The 16,700-nt window shown below is 51.4% G+C and carries 18 protein-coding genes and 1 other annotated feature; of the genes, 10 read left to right on the forward strand and 8 right to left on the reverse strand.

Annotated elements, in window-relative coordinates:
- Positions 1-762, forward strand: a complete 762-nt coding sequence (locus G7090_RS12825) for a YciK family oxidoreductase (protein WP_166182683.1) — start codon at positions 1-3, stop codon at positions 760-762.
- Positions 759-1,349 (forward strand): cob(I)yrinic acid a,c-diamide adenosyltransferase, encoded by a 591-nt coding sequence (cobO, locus tag G7090_RS12830; protein ID WP_166182684.1) that lies wholly within the window; start codon positions 759-761, stop codon positions 1,347-1,349. Before G7090_RS12825 ends, cobO begins: the two co-directional genes overlap by 4 nt.
- Before the next feature lie 32 nt (positions 1,350-1,381).
- Here cobO and rluB read toward each other — a convergent pair whose 3' ends face one another.
- Positions 1,382-2,257, reverse strand: coding sequence for a 23S rRNA pseudouridine(2605) synthase RluB (gene rluB, locus G7090_RS12835; protein ID WP_166182685.1), 876 nt, complete (start codon positions 2,255-2,257; stop codon positions 1,382-1,384).
- Positions 2,258-2,691: 434 nt separating this feature from the next.
- Between rluB and G7090_RS23940 the strand changes: the two genes are divergently transcribed.
- From G7090_RS23940 to G7090_RS12850, 3 genes are all read left to right on the forward strand, one after another.
- Positions 2,692-2,970, forward strand: coding sequence for a helix-turn-helix domain-containing protein (locus G7090_RS23940; RefSeq protein WP_371811839.1), 279 nt, complete (start codon positions 2,692-2,694; stop codon positions 2,968-2,970).
- Positions 2,971-3,067: 97 nt separating this feature from the next.
- Positions 3,068-3,559, forward strand: a complete 492-nt coding sequence (locus G7090_RS12845) for a hypothetical protein (RefSeq protein ID WP_166182687.1) — start codon at positions 3,068-3,070, stop codon at positions 3,557-3,559.
- A 309-nt stretch (positions 3,560-3,868) separates the two neighbouring features.
- On the forward strand, positions 3,869-5,221 hold the full coding sequence (locus G7090_RS12850; protein ID WP_166182688.1) for a primase-helicase family protein: 1,353 nt from the start codon (positions 3,869-3,871) through the stop codon (positions 5,219-5,221).
- A gap of 482 nt (positions 5,222-5,703) precedes the next feature.
- Here G7090_RS12850 and G7090_RS12855 read toward each other — a convergent pair whose 3' ends face one another.
- The gene (locus tag G7090_RS12855; protein ID WP_166182689.1) at positions 5,704-5,862 is read right to left on the reverse strand and encodes a hypothetical protein; all 159 of its coding nucleotides are present in this window, start codon (positions 5,860-5,862) and stop codon (positions 5,704-5,706) included.
- 345 nt (positions 5,863-6,207) lie between these two features.
- On the opposite strand from G7090_RS12855, the gene G7090_RS12860 reads away from it, so the two are divergent.
- Both G7090_RS12860 and G7090_RS12865 read left to right on the forward strand, forming a co-directional pair.
- Positions 6,208-7,355, forward strand: a protein-coding gene (locus tag G7090_RS12860; protein WP_166182117.1) for an IS3 family transposase whose coding sequence is annotated in 2 segments (ribosomal slippage) — positions 6,208-6,445 and positions 6,445-7,355 — 1,149 coding nt in all. Because the reading frame shifts where the segments join, the coding sequence is not laid out codon by codon here.
- Positions 7,318-8,091 (forward strand): hypothetical protein, encoded by a 774-nt coding sequence (locus G7090_RS12865; RefSeq protein ID WP_242685322.1) that lies wholly within the window; start codon positions 7,318-7,320, stop codon positions 8,089-8,091. The genes G7090_RS12860 and G7090_RS12865 overlap by 38 nt, the downstream gene beginning before the upstream one ends.
- Before the next feature lie 156 nt (positions 8,092-8,247).
- On the opposite strand, the gene G7090_RS12870 is transcribed toward G7090_RS12865, so the two are convergent.
- The 6 genes from G7090_RS12870 to rnm all read right to left on the reverse strand — a co-directional run bounded on the left by G7090_RS12870 (position 8,248) and on the right by rnm (position 13,262).
- Positions 8,248-9,963 (reverse strand): tyrosine-type recombinase/integrase, encoded by a 1,716-nt coding sequence (locus G7090_RS12870; RefSeq protein WP_166182690.1) that lies wholly within the window; start codon positions 9,961-9,963, stop codon positions 8,248-8,250.
- A gap of 338 nt (positions 9,964-10,301) precedes the next feature.
- Positions 10,302-10,793, reverse strand: coding sequence for a type VI secretion system tube protein TssD (locus G7090_RS12875; protein ID WP_166182691.1), 492 nt, complete (start codon positions 10,791-10,793; stop codon positions 10,302-10,304).
- Between the two features lies 1 nt (position 10,794).
- Positions 10,795-11,067, reverse strand: a complete 273-nt coding sequence (locus G7090_RS12880) for a hypothetical protein (protein WP_166182692.1) — start codon at positions 11,065-11,067, stop codon at positions 10,795-10,797.
- The gene (locus G7090_RS12885; protein ID WP_166182693.1) at positions 11,042-11,563 is read right to left on the reverse strand and encodes a DUF2778 domain-containing protein; all 522 of its coding nucleotides are present in this window, start codon (positions 11,561-11,563) and stop codon (positions 11,042-11,044) included. Before G7090_RS12885 ends, G7090_RS12880 begins: the two co-directional genes overlap by 26 nt.
- A 200-nt stretch (positions 11,564-11,763) precedes the next feature.
- Positions 11,764-12,384: an L-threonylcarbamoyladenylate synthase gene (locus G7090_RS12890; protein ID WP_166182694.1), complete on the reverse strand. Its 621-nt coding sequence runs from the start codon at positions 12,382-12,384 to the stop codon at positions 11,764-11,766.
- Positions 12,381-13,262 (reverse strand): RNase AM, encoded by an 882-nt coding sequence (gene rnm / locus G7090_RS12895; RefSeq protein ID WP_106993164.1) that lies wholly within the window; start codon positions 13,260-13,262, stop codon positions 12,381-12,383. Before rnm ends, G7090_RS12890 begins: the two co-directional genes overlap by 4 nt.
- Before the next feature lie 138 nt (positions 13,263-13,400).
- On the opposite strand from rnm, the gene trpL reads away from it, so the two are divergent.
- The 3 genes from trpL (at position 13,401) to trpD (ending at position 16,698) form a co-directional block, all read left to right on the forward strand.
- The gene (trpL, locus tag G7090_RS23945; protein ID WP_106993556.1) at positions 13,401-13,445 is read left to right on the forward strand and encodes a trp operon leader peptide; all 45 of its coding nucleotides are present in this window, start codon (positions 13,401-13,403) and stop codon (positions 13,443-13,445) included.
- Positions 13,422-13,516, forward strand: a sequence feature (Trp leader region). It overlaps the preceding gene by 24 nt.
- A gap of 24 nt (positions 13,517-13,540) precedes the next feature.
- The gene (locus G7090_RS12905) at positions 13,541-15,103 is read left to right on the forward strand and encodes an anthranilate synthase component 1 (protein WP_166182695.1); all 1,563 of its coding nucleotides are present in this window, start codon (positions 13,541-13,543) and stop codon (positions 15,101-15,103) included.
- A complete protein-coding gene (gene trpD, locus G7090_RS12910; RefSeq protein WP_166182696.1) occupies positions 15,103-16,698 on the forward strand; it encodes a bifunctional anthranilate synthase glutamate amidotransferase component TrpG/anthranilate phosphoribosyltransferase TrpD in 1,596 nt (531 codons plus the stop codon). Before G7090_RS12905 ends, trpD begins: the two co-directional genes overlap by 1 nt.
- Positions 16,699-16,700: the final 2 nt, after the last annotated feature.

Consider the following 16,700-nt stretch of genomic DNA (forward strand, 5'->3'; position numbering starts at 1 on the left):
TTGCACTATCAACCCAAAAAAGATCTACTGCAAAACCGTATCATCCTGGTCACCGGCGCCAGCGACGGTATTGGCCGTGAGGCGGCGTTGACTTACGCCCGCCATGGCGCACACGTCATTCTGTTGGGGCGGAATGAAGATAAACTGCGCGACGTTGCGCAAGCGATCGCCAGCGAGGGCGGCGCACCGACCCACGAATATACGCTCGACCTGTTAACCTGTACCCCAGAAGAGTGCCAGCAGCTTGCCCGGCGTATTGCCGCAGATTATCCGCGTCTGGACGGGGTATTGCATAATGCGGGTTTCCTCGGTGAAGTGCGCCCGATGGATCAGCAGACTCCGGCGATCTGGCAGCAGGTGATGCAGGTGAATGTCAACGGCACCTTTTTCCTTACCCAGGCACTCCTTCCTTTATTACTGCAGTCCGATTCCGGCTCGCTGGTGTTCACCTCGTCCAGCGTCGGGCGTCAGGGGCGCGCCAACTGGGGTGCTTATGCGGCCTCGAAATTTGCTACTGAAGGGATGATGCAGGTGCTGGCGGAGGAGTATCAGAGCCGCCACCTGCGCGTGAATTGCATCAACCCCGGCGGCACCCGCACCGGGATGCGCGCCAGTGCGTTCCCGAGCGAAGATCCGCTTAAACTGAAAACCCCGGCCGATATCATGCCGCTCTATCTGTGGCTGATGGGCGACGACAGTCGCCGCAAAACCGGTATGACCTTTGATGCCCAACCCGGCCGTAAACCAGGAATATCGCAATGAGTGATGAACGTCATCAGCAGCGCCAGCAGCGCCTGAAAGAACAGGTTGATGCCCGCGTTGCCGCAGCTAAGGATGAGCGCGGAATTATTATCGTCTTCACCGGCAACGGCAAAGGCAAAACCACCGCGGCCTTTGGTACCGCGACCCGCGCCGTGGGTCACGGGCAGAAGGTAGGCGTGATCCAGTTCATCAAGGGAGAGTGGCCGAACGGCGAGCGTAATCTGCTCGAGCCTCACGGAGTTGAGTTTCAGGTGATGGCGACCGGGTTTACCTGGGACACCCAGAACCGCGACACCGACACCGCGGCCTGTCTGGCCGTCTGGGAGCAGGCGAAGCGCATGTTGGCCGATCCAAAGCTCAACATGGTGCTGCTGGATGAGATCACCTATATGGTGGCTTACGACTACCTGCCTTTGCAGGAGGTGGTGGAGGCACTGAACAACCGTCCGACACACCAGACGGTGATTGTCACCGGACGCGGCTGTCATCGGGATATTCTGGAGATGGCGGATACGGTCAGCGAGTTACGCCCGGTCAAACATGCCTTTGATGCCGGCATTAAAGCGCAAATCGGTATCGACTATTAAGAAAAAACCCGGCGATGCCGGGTTTTATTTTTTTAGCCGTTGTTGTTACGGCTGCCAGAGCGGCGATTGCTGCTGACCTGGCTGTGACGTTTGACCGCCCGACGAATCTGATTTGCTTTCATGCGACGACGATCTTTTTCTACCGCCACTTTCGAGGTGGTTTCCGGCGTCAGTGACACCAGTTCGCGCAGATAGTTAGTCTGGGTTAAATCCAGCTCCGTATAGCCGCCGCGTGGCAGCCCTTTCGGCAGCAGGATGTCGCCGTAGCGTACACGGATAAGACGGCTAACCTGCACACCAACAGCTTCCCACAGGCGACGCACCTCGCGGTTACGGCCTTCGGTCAGGGTCACGTTGTACCACTGGTTAATGCCTTCACCACCGGTAAATTTGATGGTTTTGAAGGCGGCCGGGCCATCTTCAAGCTGCACGCCGCGCGACAGATCGCGGATCTTGTTCTCGTCGACTTCGCCAAACACGCGAACGGCGTATTCACGCTCCACTTCACGGCTTGGGTGCATCAGACGGTTTGCCAGCTCGCCGTCGGTGGTGAACAGCAGCAGACCGCAGGTGTTAACGTCCAGACGACCTACAGCGATCCAGCGCGCACCGCGCAGTTTTGGCAGACGGTCGAACACCGTCGGACGGCCTTCCGGATCGTTACGGGTACAGAGCTCGCCTTCTGGTTTGTAGTACGCCAGCACGCGGCAAATTTGCTCGGCAGACTCTTTTACCGAGATCAGGTGACCATCGATACGAATTTTCAGGCCTGGCACGATTTCGACACGATCGCCCAGGGTGGCGATTTTACCGTCCACACTGACACGACCTGCTTCGATAATGGTTTCGATTTCACGGCGTGAGCCGTGGCCGGCGCGGGCCAGCACTTTCTGTAATTTTTCGCTCATTGAGCTTCCTTCAGGTGTCGCCTTCACAGGCGTCGATGGAAAAATAAAATTATCTTTATTTTCAAAGACTTAATCTATGTGATTGTCTTCATTATACAGCGTTTTTGACACATTGTAACCCTCATTGTTGTACAGCCTGTGTGACAGTTAATTTACAAAATTTCATACATAAGAAAGCCGGGATTTCCCCGGCTCTTGTGTTTTCAGGTTTCGTTGTCTCTGTTCGTTGAGGTAGTACCTGATACCGCTGTCGAATCTATAGAATATTTTTTTGATTACAACACATCAATTGATAATAATTCTCATTTAAGTTGAGTTTTATCACAGGATGTGATAAAATATCCTTTATGATAAACAACTTATGAGAGAACGCATTGTACAGTAACCTTCCACCAGCGTTCAAAACACCATCAACTGATGAACGTAAAAAGCTGGTGCATATTCTTAAGTTCGCAGGCCTGACCCTGACGACTTCAAGAATCCATTTGCTCCACTACTTGGCGCAAACCCAGATCCCGCTTACGGCTCTCGACTTGTCCCGACTGGTGAGTATTCCTTTATCGACAACGCACAGGAATTTATCCTCATTTGAGGATCTTGGGCTGGTCGACTTCATTGTTGACCGTTCAACCGTCTGCCGCTGGTATCTTCTGACCGCAGGCCGTCCGAACTTCTGCCCGACCTGCAACCAAGCTTTCAACGCCACTTACTGATACAACCAAATGACCGCATAAAGCAGCTGAGACTGACGCATACCACACGCGCCAGCGATCTCTTATACCCAACTTTCACCGATTACGGAGACCAACTATGGCAACGAAAAAAAGCACCCAGAATGCAATTTCACCGGAGCTACAATCCTTTATTGACGAGATTGCAGCCAGATACCAACCCGACCCCGAAGCACAGCACCGCCGTATTGAAAACGCTGAAGCCCGCTATAACCGATATCAGCAGTTTTCCGATATCCCAGCGCGGCTGGTGGATAAATTCCAGAGCCTGATCCTTGAAGGCTGGAGGTTTCATCCTGCTGGGCCTGCTTCAGTTATTGCCAACTCATCGATGATTTCCGTTACTCTGCAAAAACCAGCCTCATTGATTGAGCAGGAACTTGAAGCACTGCGTGTTAAAACCTCAGAGGCGTACCACAACGAGCTGATCGACGCTATGGAATTGGCGATCGACACATTGATTGCTGAAGCGGCTGAAGATGCCAGACGGCAGGCAGAAGAACAGGCAATAGCCAATCAATCCGCGATGCGTGGTCAACTTCGCAACTTGCTGAAACAGGGAATTGTATGACCGCACAGAGCCGCGAATGCCCCGAGAGAACCATCGAACCGGATGCCCTTGCCCGTGCGATAGCAACCGCCCGTAAACTTAAGGAAGAGGACCCAGAACGTTACAAATCAATCCCCGTTGAAAAGGGAAAACAATGATGAAAATCTACGATATCACCGTACCGGGAACTGTTGCAGATTGGCTAACCTCCGCGCGTGGAGATATGCCACTTCCTGTATTTGTTCGCCGCCTGCTCACTGAAATCTCTAGTTCACCAGAACACTATACCGACCTTATTAATGCTATTTTTAACACCTCAGTGGAGGATACATGCAGAACCAGAATACAGAACACCTGACAGATGATCGCGCCGCAAACGATGTGGATGTTTACGGCGAACAGCAGGAGCAAACTAAGAAATTACATGCACTGAATTTCGCTAATCATATGAAAGAAAGGGGTTATATATACCTCAATCGCCAGCAGGGGCCGGAGCTTTACAGCATTTTGACGGGGAAAACATACCCCTACCACGCGGAGTACAATCTATTCCTTCAATGGTTCAAAAAGCAGCCTGAAGTAAACGTGAAACCTAATCTGGCGATGGTCCACGATACCCTTGCCCAACGTCTAAAGTTTGTTTCCGGTAAAACTTTCGCGCCGGGTAAGGCTGTTCCACTGATCTATGAAGCTGATGGTGTGGCAGTGCTCAATACATGGCAGCCATACGCGCCAGAAACTGAAGGTTCGCCAGATGCAGATCTTTCGCTGTGGCTTGAGTATCTGGATCGTCTCTTCCCTATAGCTCAGGAGCGCCATACCGTTTGCCAGTGGCTGGGGCATATGTTTCAACACCCAGAAGAAAAGCCAAGCTGGCATCTGATGCTAACCAGTGACACCGGAACGGGGAAGGGTTTCCTGTTTAATCAAATTTTATACCCATTGCTGAACAAGCAGGCGTCACTTCTTAATTCCTATGAAAAGCTGACCGGGAAGTTTAGCTCCGTGCTTTCGTCCTCCCTGCTGGTCTTCCTGGATGACTGCCAATCAATGTCAAAGACCTTGCAAACACAGCTTAAGTCGCTACTGACCGAACGGCGACAGCAGATTGAAGAAAAATACGCCCAGGCGCAGATGATTGATACCTGTACCCGCTTTATTCTCGCCAGTAACGAGAAGCGCCCCCTGAAACTTGATGCTAACGAACGGCGTTGGTATGCAGTCAGCTACCTTGAGCACCAACAGGATCGCGAAGATACCACGCAATTTATTGACCGCCTGGATAAATGGTTGCAGGAGCAAGGGAATCTTGACGCGCTTTACTTCTGGTTTCAGCAATATGATCTGGCTGGTTTTAATCCTAACCGCTGCGAACATACAGCGACGTTAACAAGCATGATAGAGCAATCTCGATCGATGCTGGATATTGAGTTGACCGACTGGCTGGAATCCAACAAGGTTTTCAAAATGGATATGCTGAAAAACGTATTCAATGAAAGCCCTGATAAGGTTAAGCGCAAGCTGGAAGAATTGGGCTACCGTCAGTCAAGAATCTATACCAATGGGCAAAACGTAGACCGTTCCCGCTACTGGTTCCCTCGGGACTGGAAACCAAAACAGGCGGCACAATGGATAGAGGAAAGAAAAGTCGATGGTGGTATCAAACCAATGATATCTGTTTAATCGGGGCTAACAGCCCCTTTTCTTTTTCCGGAACTAAATAATCCCATTCTAACCTATAAACGCCCAAAGAAATCCCATTGCTATGTGATTATATAATAACTTAAAACAACAAGTTACATAAGAAATCCCGATAAGCCCAACAATCCCAAAATCATTCTATATACAACGTTAGTTACTGTGACGCACGTCAGTAAGGCACGGAGGCAAGGCGTAGCCGCATGTGCAAATCCTGAAGTATCACACCGCTTTCTGCCGCTGGTGGCTTGATTGCTTAACATGGTCGCTTCTTACCACCAGCGCCAGTGCTCATAAAAGGTTAAGGTGACGTTCTCAATGGTCGAAGCGGAAAATGTAGGGATACGGCCCTCAATATATCGAGATCCATCGAAGCTTTCTCAATAAAAATAACCAGAAAATAGGCAAAAATAAGCCCCGCTGATGCGCGAGGCTATGTGTAAGATTTTAACATTTGGAACTGCTATTCAAAGACCACCGTGACGCTCGGCATAAAACAGATAATCATTGATATGCTTTTCGAGTTTCTGAATGAAGATGTCATTATCCCAATTACCTGATTCATAAGAACTACCATTTGTAGATGTATAGGTACGGCCATCATCATTGGTTGATTCAGTCGTCATGGTGATCCTCCCGTCAAATCGTTGCGTTTCAGACAAGAGAAGGTCATGTCGGCCCCCATCCTTGTATTTCATTTTGAAACAAAGATGTCGTGGTGAGGAGGACAATTCAGCATGGATTCCTCTTTCGAGCAGCCCGTCTTTGTAGAACTCAACTTTTGGCACGAGTGATTCGACAAGTTGAGATAAAAAGACCCGTTCTTCATCTAAACGCGTTTTTTCTTCTTTTTGCTCTTGCTGTTTCTCTGAGATTTTTTTATCAACATTGTGGAAAAATGAGTTATCTGAATCGCCACGGGTTTAACAGACACCTCCGAGTCATTTAAGATGGCTTAAAGAGAGGTGCCCATGAGCGGTAAGCGTTATCCCGAAGAGTTTAAAACTGAAGCAGTCAAACAGGTTGTTGATCGCGGTTATTCTGTTGCCAGCGTTGCAACACGTCTCGATATCACCACCCACAGCCTTTACGCCTGGATAAAGAAGTACGGTCCGGATCCTTCCATTAATAAAGAACAGTCAGATGCTCAGGCCGAGATCCGCCGTCTCCAGAAAGAGCTGAAGCGGGTTACCGACGAACGGGACATATTAAAAAAAGCCGCGGCGTACTTCGCAAAGCTGTCCGACTGAGGTACGCCTTTATCCGTGACAACTCCTGTTGCTGGCCTGTTCGCCTGCTCTGTCGGGTGCTGGATGTTCATCCCAGTGGTTTTTACGCCTGGCTTCAGCAGCCGCATTCACAACGCCATCAGGCAGACCTGAGACTGACAGGACAGATTAAACAGTTCTGGCTGGAATCGGGATGCGTCTATGGTTATCGCAAAATCCATCTGGATCTGCGGGACAGCGGGCAACAGTGCGGAGTGAACAGAGTCTGGCGACTGATGAAACGTGTCGGGATAAAGGCTCAGGTCGGATACCGGAGCCCGCGGGCACGTAAAGGCGAGGCCAGTATCGTGTCGCCCAACAGGCTCCAGCGACAGTTTAATCCGGATGCTCCGGATGAGCGTTGGGTAACGGACATAACCTACATCAGGACCCGCGAAGGCTGGCTGTATCTTGCCGTGGTTGTTGATCTGTTCTCACGCAAAATTATCGGCTGGTCCATGCAATCCCGGATGACAAAGGACATTGCCCTGAACGCACTGCTGATGGCTGTATGGCGGCGTAATCCCCAAAAACAGGTGCTGGTTCATTCGGATCAGGGCAGTCAGTACACAAGCCATGAGTGGCAGTCGTTCCTGAAATCACACGGCCTGGAGGGCAGCATGAGCCGTCGCGGTAACTGCCATGATAATGCGGTTGCAGAAAGCTTTTTCCAGTTGTTGAAACGCGAACGGATAAAGAAAAAGAGCTACGGAACGCGGGAAGAAGCCCGCAGTGATATTTTTGATTACATCGAAATGTTTTATAACAGTAAGCGTCGGCATGGTTCCAGCGATCAGATGTCACCGACAGAATATGAAAACCAGTATTATCAACGGCTCGGAAGTGTCTAGATTATCCGTGGCGATTCATACTGATATTTCACGTGGTCGGCTTCAAGATGCATACGCCAACCCGATACTGTCGCCAGCAACCCTGATAGAAAATCGTCACGTTCCGATTGAGCGGCAAGTCGAGGTAGCAGAAACGATCATTCGTGACCTGCCTGATGGCAACAAGCTTCTGAACTGGAAAGGCATCCCTGAGACGAATCAGCTCAATTACCTATGTGAACTTGTCTACAATCTGGAAGGCGGTAATCTGATGGACTATGGGATATCATCTAGCTTGCAATTAATGTGGCACATCAATGAGCTACGAACTCAGAAAAATCTGCCTGCTTACCTAAGAGACGCGGTGGAGAATCGACGAGAGGAACACACTCCCAGTGAAGCGATCAATCTACGCCTGAAATTCATCAGAAATATGGTGTGTTTCCGATTACCTAGGGACATCATGGCCGTGAGTAACATTCAGGCCGACGTACTGGCAAAAGTAGGAATCGAGCCGGGCGATTTTAGCTTCTTTGCTGAGCAGCTTGAAAATATGTTCCTCGACCCACTCCTCACCGCGTTAGATGAATACGGAATTCCCACTCAGATCTCGACCCAGCTCAAGAACCTTATCTTGCCATCAGAACATCTTAACGACCTGCTGGCGAAACTTCGGGCCCTAGCTCCCAGAATAGAACACCTCCACCTGACTGGCTTTGAGAAAACTTTGATGCGTTGGGCTGTGTCCGAAATGTAGCTCGCTTGCCTATGTGCAGTAATCAAATAATCTAATGGCCCTCTGTTTATGACTGAGGGCTTTTTTCTGACACCTTCACACCGTATGTTTCTCACTCATATCTCAGGAGCCCAGACGCTGAAATACACCATCAGTTACTGTGTCACCCGTAAAGCATCACAACCATTCAAGATTATCAATTACATATATCAGGTCAGATAGTGGGACACGGTGTGTATAACGGGCTGTGATGCCCAAGCTCTGACTATGCTCATGACCTACGATTTGTTGAACCAAAACGTGATTGGATGTCTTAGAAATCATCTCAGAAATGCAACTGTGGCGGATGGAGTGTACGACACGGCGATCTCCGTAATCATCCAGAACAGGAATACTCAATTCATCACGCAACTCTTTAAACTGCAATGTGAATGCTTCTGGGTTACCAGCGAATCTTGAAAACAGGAATCCCTTTTTGCCTCTGACGTACTCCAGAAATCCACATTCAATAAGACGTTCTGAAAGGGGGACTTGTCGTTGTGCTGCATCGGTTTTGCCACCATCTACAGCGATCATAAGATAATGACGGCCTGTCGCCTCATCCTTTCTTACTTGTTCGTCTTTTAATCGGGTTATTTCACTACGCCTTGCACCAGTATAAGCCAGCAACAACAGAACCCATTTGAACGGTGAATCATTCTCCAGTTTCAGAGCCTGACCCACGATTTTCTTCATCTCTGGACGAGCATAGTTGCCGTAACGCTTCTCTGAGACATCAATCTTTATCCCCTCTGTCGGGGCTGTTTCAAGTATGTCTTTTTCATCCTTCAAGAAGATTTTGAACAATGATGAATAGATTTTCCAATGTTTTCCGGCGTTAGCAGATGAAGCACAATCCTCTTCAGGGATGTCATCTAGTTCGAGCAATTCTTGTGTGGTTAGTTTTGAATATTTGGGAAGTGTACGCTTCGGAAGTGACTTAACTACGGACCAAACCCGCCGCATATCTTGTTTAGAAATATCCTTTACAGGCACATTCCCCAGGATCGCCAGTAACACTTCAAGATAACGATTGTTATCACGACTAAGAGTGACACCCCAGTGCGCCCCCTTCTCCGTACAGTACATCTTTATGACATCTTTGAGATGTAGTGTGTCATCACTGGATGATTCTACAGTTTCACTGTGATCAGTCATTTCTCTTTCAGCGCCTAAGATAAACGCTTTGATCGGGAGGCGTGGTAGGTCTGGATGTTGACGCTGGGTAGCTTCAGCCTGTTCTACAAGGGTCTGTGTCAGTTGCCTGTATTTCAGCAAATCACCACGATAAAAAGCCTCATAAGCCTGGTATAACATTGCCTTAGCCATTGTTAACTCGCTAGATGCCTCCTCGATATCGGGTATAATTTCCGGCGCTGGTTGGAGATTATCTAATGTAAGTGATGCCTTAATGAGCGTGGCAAACTCCTGGTCACCTGTGTGCAATTGCTGGAGGTTGTAATCTGCATATCCCGCCGCTTGATCAATGGATTTGTCTACATCAATGTGCCCACCAGGGAACATTTTTTTATGCGATTTCCCGACCTCTGGAATAGTTTTCGCCTCGATAGCATTCATAGACAACCAATGCACAAGAAACTTATCAACATCCCTCTTTGATGCCTTCCGCACTCCTGCAATCTCATTTTTGAAAGCATCTTCTGACATCGCCCCACTTTGAACAAGAGGGATATATGGCATTAAACGTGACATTGTCACCTCAGCCAATTTTAGGGAATCAGTTCCGAGAGATTGACGAAAGAACGCACCAGACGGCAACCGGAAATTCACATAGAAAATGTTGCCGCGTCTGGTGGTAAATTTGGGATTGTTGTACAGTCGTTTGTTTGTCATCGTGTGACATCCATTGTTGTCAAATCAATAGGTTAGATTCAGCTCACACGATAAGTTATTGATTCAACGCGCTGTTTGTAGGCCTTCACAGGCGTCTGGTATACTTTCGAAAACAACGAGTCAAGCCCAAAAAGACCTTAACTCGCTGATCTATAACTCTTTCATAGCACACAAAATGGCGGGCAAGGTGCCGCACATAGTGATTCATGGCCGCACATACTACATGAATTTTAGACTAAATGATTCAACAAGTTTTGTGCAGCAGCGTTCTGGTATGGATAACCTGAAGCAAACCCAACAGATCGGCTCTCTCGTACAGATATGGCCGTCAGATTTCGTTATGCTGTAGGGCGCTCGTTCCAGGCGTCGGTATGCTGAATGTTGCCATCCACTATGCGCCAGGTGATTTTCTCATATTGGATACTGATGCTTTCTACGTGGTTCATTTTATCGTTCCCCGATAATTTAACGTTAGGTACAGCGCAGTTAACGCCAATAATCTTCACGTTTTCCATCAACACCGTGTAATAGCAGACTTCTTGTCCTGCATCGTTAATGTGATAAAACTTAATCTCTGCACTTTTCAGCGTCTGACCTGTAGATGCTGCTTTATAAAGGTAGGGCGTGGAGCTATCCACTTCCTTTTCAATCATCATGGATGAGTGCTGGCGTGTCCCGGTGATTTTACCGTTAGCACTGTCTACAGGCAGGTTTATCCCGTGGCTTAACCCTATTATCTCTATACTTCCTTCACGATCCTGAACGTCGACTGATCCTTTAATATCTGCGCCACCATCGTCTTTCAACCACATATACGGAGGGATTGGCATTTTATTTGCTCCTTATTTTTTTGATTAACTTCATTGTTATGACATAGATAAATATAGCTACTGGCAAGATAGCAATTATGTGAATATATAAATACAGATCATAAAAATTATCCGCACCAATCTCATCCGGCCCATAAATAATATGACCAATGCGTGTGGCTAAGTCATCGTTAAACCAGAGTTCAGGGTCACCTATCAGGCGGCCTACAACTATAAATAATGCAATAAAATAAATAACTTTACTTATTCTACGAACGAATGTTGTTATAGCCACCAGCAACTACCTCCACCCATCCTCTCGCCATCAACGACCGCATACAGGGAACCTGAACAAGTGATGTATTCATAAGCGCATTATAAATCATCGCAAAATCAGAATTATGAGCGATTGTTATGCAGCCTTTTGACGAAGCACCGGGATGCAAACGGAAGCTACCGCGCTTAACACCCTCTATCCAGGCATTATCGTCGATTCCCCAATCATCTCGCCACAAGGCAAACCAATCCGATTTACCAAAAGGGCTGATATTCAGTATTCTCTTTGTAAAATCTTTAATTTCAAGTTGCTTTTGCGAGAACCAGTTCCCCTCATGCCGATCCACAATCCAATACTTACCGGGTGGAATTGGGCCATTGTCAGGAATATTTCGGCATCCCCCATTATTGCGACAAACGCCTTTACCTGAGTGCGCCATAAACACACCCACACCGTACAAATTAAATGGTGCATAGTCTGCCCCGTTCAGAATTAACGTCCCTTGTAACGCCATAGATAACCCTTTTACTTATAAATATGTATTCACGTATCGTACATCTACATATTCATGCGGGAATAGTGTCATTCCGGACACTGGCTCATTTTCAGAGAATAACAAGACATTAAACGTACGAAAAAATAAGAGAGGTGTTAATAACAGGGCCATAGTAGCGAAAATTTTATGCTAATGAGATGGCCCCGTAATAGAGGAATTTACAGGAAAGGTTTAACGTCCCCTACCCCTTCACGCAGTACTACCGGGGCATCTTCCGTTAAATCGACGACCGTGGTCGGTTGCTGGCCGAGGTAGCCGCCGTGAATAACCAAATCCACCTGTTTCTCCAGACGATCTTTGATCTCATCCGGATCGGATTCGGTAAAGTCGCTGCCCGGCAGCATCAGCGAGGTCGAGAGCATCGGCTCACCCAACGTCTCGAGCAGCGCCTGGGCAATCGGGTTCGATGGCACGCGCATCCCGATAGTTTTGCGTTTTTCCTGCAGCAGGCGACGCGGCACCTCTTTTGTCCCTTTGAGGATAAAGGTGTAGTTGCCCGGGGTGTTATTTTTGATCAACCGAAACGCCACGTTATCCACGTAGGAGTAGGTCGACAGCTCCGACAGATCGCGACACATCAGGGTAAAGTTGTGCCCGTTCGGGATGTGGCGGATCCGGCAAATGCGCTCCATCGCGCCTTTGTCTTCAATCTTACAGCCCAAAGCGTAACCTGAATCGGTTGGGTAGACGATAACGCCGCCCTTACGCACGATCTCCACGGCCTGATTAATCAAACGCGGCTGCGGATTGTCAGGATGGATATAAAAAAATTGGCTCATACTTCCCTCTCTTCAATTGGCGTTGGCTGCTCCCAGAGTTGCCACACTGGCTCGACGCCACCGGGTAACCAGAGCTTGCGTCCCAGCTCGATCCACGGGCAAGGCTGATGAAAATCAGAGCCCTGGGAGCCCAGGAGGCCGTACTGGCGGGCATACTCAGCCAGTTGACTGCGCTCGTTGGGCGCCTGCTGACACTGCGCGACTTCCATCGCGTCTCCGCCGTGTTCGGCAAAGTACGCCAGCAGACGTTTCAGCCATTTGGCAGAAAGGTTATACCGCCCGGGATGGGCCAGCACCGCCTTTCCGCCAGAATGATGAATGACATCAATAGCTTGTTCTATTGTACACCACTGGGGAGGAACGTATCCGGTTTTCCCCCGTGCGAGATATTTTTTAAACACATCCGCGATGTTATTCGCCTTCCCGGCCTCAACCAGAAAACGGGCAAAGTGTGCCCGGGTTACCGCGCCGCCTTTGGCCAGACGCAGCGCCCCTTCCCAGGCGCCGGGGATGTGGGCTTTATCCAGCCGCTCGGCGATCAGTTCTGCCCGCAGAATGCGACGCGCCTTCTGCTGGTCCAGGAACGCGCGCAGGGTCGGGTTCTCAATGTCGATGTTCAGCCCGACGATATGGATCTCATGGTTTTCCCAGACGGTGGAAATTTCCACGCCTGCTATGAGTGTAAGCGGCAATTCACTGCGGGCAATTTCCGCCCGCGCGGCCGCAATGGCCTCGGTGGTATCGTGATCGGTGATCGCCAGCGTGCCGACGCGCATCTCATGGGCGCGATGGACAAGTTCTTCGGGCGTAAGCAGGCCATCAGAGGCCTGAGTGTGGCTGTGTAAATCGTAAATCACTGCGTAATTCGTGTCGCTCAAAGCGGCTCCCGTCACTCTTCTTCAATATCTGCGCCGCCATAATAACGTTATGTGGTGAAATTCTGAAATCGGGGGGTTGACATTACGCCATCGAACTAGTTAACTAGTACGCAAGTTCACTCAACGAGGTATCTGAAAATGACCGCACATTTCACTCTGCATGGCTGGTGGCGCACTTCCTGATAATCGGGCAGTGTCGTACGTCTGCGTCATGCAAACAGATACCTGGCCCGCCACTGAGCGGGCTTTTTTATGAACAGAATAAAGAGAACAACAACATGCATACAGCCAAACCAACCCTTGAACTGCTGACCCGCGAGGCGGCGTATCGCCACAACCCAACCGCCCTGTTCCATCAGGTCTGCGGCGCGCGCCCTGCCACGTTACTGCTCGAGTCTGCGGATATCGACAGTAAGGACGATCTGAAAAGCCTGCTGCTGGTTGACAGCGCGCTGCGCATCACCGCCCTGGGCGACACCGTCACCCTGCAGGCACTTTCCGAAAACGGCGCAGCGCTGCTCTGTTTGCTGGACGGCGTGCTGCCGGCAGGCATCGAGAATGAACATCGCCCGGACCAGCGCATCCTGCACTTCCCACCGGTGAGCCAGCTGCTGGACGAAGATGCCCGCCTCTGCTCGCTGTCGGTGTTTGATGCCTTCCGTCTGCTGCAGGGGCTGGTGAACGTGCCGGAACATGAGCGCGAAGCGATGTTCTTCGGCGGGCTGTTTGCTTATGACCTGGTTGCCGGTTTTGAGGAACTGCCGGAGCTTGAACAGGGCAACCGCTGCCCGGACTACTGCTTCTATCTGGCAGAAACCTTACTGGTGATCGACCACCAGAAAAAATACACCCGCATTCAGGCCAGCCTGTTTACGCCATTACTGGCGGAGAAACAGCGACTGGAGCAGCGCATCGCCCAGTTGCAGGAGCAGGTGAATGAAGCGCCACCGGCGTTGCCGGTGCAGCGCGTGGAGCAGATGCGTTGTGATGTCAGCCAGACGGACGATGAGTTTGGCGTGGTGGTGCGTCAGATGCAGAAAGCGATTCGCGCTGGCGAGATTTTCCAGGTAGTGCCGTCCCGTCGCTTCTCCCTGCCCTGCCCGTCCCCGCTGGCGGCCTACGACGTGCTGAAGAAGAGCAACCCCAGCCCGTATATGTTCTTTATGCAGGATAACGATTTCACGCTGTTCGGCGCCTCGCCGGAGAGCTCCCTGAAGTACGACGCCACCAGCCGTCAGATTGAAATCTATCCGATTGCCGGTACCCGTCCGCGCGGTCGCCACGCCGACGGTTCTCTGGATCGCGATCTCGACAGCCGCATTGAGCTGGAGATGCGTACCGACCAGAAAGAGATGTCCGAGCACCTGATGCTGGTGGACCTGGCGCGTAACGACCTGGCGCGCATCTGTACCCCAGGCAGCCGTTACGTGGCCGATTTAACCAAAGTGGACCGTTACTCCTTCGTGATGCACCTGGTCTCCCGCGTGGTGGGCGAACTGCGTCAGGATCTCGATGTGCTGCACGCCTACCGGGCCTGCATGAACATGGGCACCCTGAGCGGCGCGCCGAAAGTCCGCGCCATGCAGCTTATCGCCCAGGCCGAAGGTCGACGTCGCGGCAGCTACGGCGGTGCGGTGGGTTACTTCACGGCACATGGCGATCTGGATACCTGCATCGTGATCCGCTCTGCCTACGTTGAAGAAGGGATCGCTACTGTCCAGGCGGGCGCAGGCGTTGTGCTCGACTCGGTTCCGCAGTCTGAAGCTGACGAAACCCGCAATAAGGCCCGCGCTGTACTGCGCGCCATTGCGACTGCCCATCACGCACAGGAGATTTTCTGATGGCTGACATTCTGCTGCTCGATAATATCGACTCATTTACCTACAACCTGGCGGATCAGCTGCGTGCAAACGGTCACAACGTGGTGATTTACCGTAACCATGTCCCGGCCCAGACCTTAATCGACCGTCTGGCCACTATGCAGAACCCGGTGCTGATGCTCTCCCCGGGCCCGGGCGCGCCAAGTGAAGCGGGCTGTATGCCGGAGCTGTTGACCCGCATGCGCGGCAAGCTGCCGATCATCGGCATCTGTCTCGGCCACCAGGCGATTGTCGAGGCCTACGGCGGTTACGTCGGTCAGGCCGGTGAGATCCTGCACGGCAAAGCCTCCAGTATTGAACATGACGGCCAGGCGATGTTTGCCGGGCTGATGAACCCGCTGCCGGTGGCGCGCTATCACTCGCTGGTAGGCAGCAATATCCCGGCGGGCCTGACCATCAACGCCCACTACAACGGGATGGTAATGGCGGTGCGTCACGATGCAGACCGGGTTTGTGGCATGCAGTTCCACCCGGAATCCATTCTCACCTCGCAAGGCGCGCGCCTGCTGGAGCAGACCCTGAACTGGGCGCTGCAGAAGCTGGAGCAGACCAACAGCCTGCAGCCGATTCTGGAAAAACTCTATCAGGCGCAGACCCTGAGCCAGCAGGAGAGCCACCAGCTGTTCTCCGCCGTAGTACGCGGCGAGCTGAAGCCCGAGCAGCTGGCCGCCGCGCTGGTGAGCATGAAAGTGCGCGGTGAGCAGCCTCAGGAGATCGCCGGTGCCGCCACCGCCCTGCTGGAAAACGCCGCCCCGTTCCCGCGTCCGGACTACCTGTTTGCGGACATCGTAGGTACCGGCGGCGACGGTAGCAACAGTATCAACATCTCTACCGCCAGTGCCTTTGTGGCGGCGGCCTGCGGGATGAAGGTGGCAAAACACGGGAACCGCAGCGTCTCCAGCCGTTCCGGTTCGTCGGATCTGCTGGCCGCCTTCGGCATCAATCTGGACATGAACGCCGAGAAGTCCCGCGATGCGCTGGACGAGCTGGGTGTCTGCTTCCTGTTCGCGCCTAAGTATCACACCGGATTCCGTCACGCGATGCCGGTGCGCCAGCAGCTGAAAACCCGCACCCTGTTTAACGTGCTGGGCCCGCTGATCAACCCGGCCCATCCGCCGTTAGCGCTGATTGGCGTCTACAGCCCGGAGCTGGTGCTGCCGATTGCCGAAACCCTGCGCGTGCTCGGATATCAGCGCGCCGCGGTGGTGCACAGCGGCGGGATGGATGAAGTCTCCCTGCATGCGCCAACTCTGGTGGCAGAGCTGGATAACGGTGAAATCAAAAGCTATCAGCTTGAAGCTGCGGACTTTGGCTTAACGCCATATCACCAGGAGCAGCTGGCAGGCGGCACCCCGGAAGAAAACCGTGACATTCTGACGCGCCTGTTACAAGGTAAAGGTGAGCCTGCGCATGAGGCCGCTGTGGCCGCTAACGTCGCCATGCTGATGCGTCTGCACGGCGAAGAAGATCTCCATAAAAACGCGCAAAAAGTGATGGACGTGTTGCGCTCTGGCGCAGCCTACGATCGAGTGACCGCACTTGCGGCAAGAGGGTAAAC

It is taken from the genome of Leclercia sp. 29361 (assembly GCF_011290365.1).
Taxonomy (GTDB): domain Bacteria; phylum Pseudomonadota; class Gammaproteobacteria; order Enterobacterales; family Enterobacteriaceae; genus Enterobacter; species Enterobacter tamurae.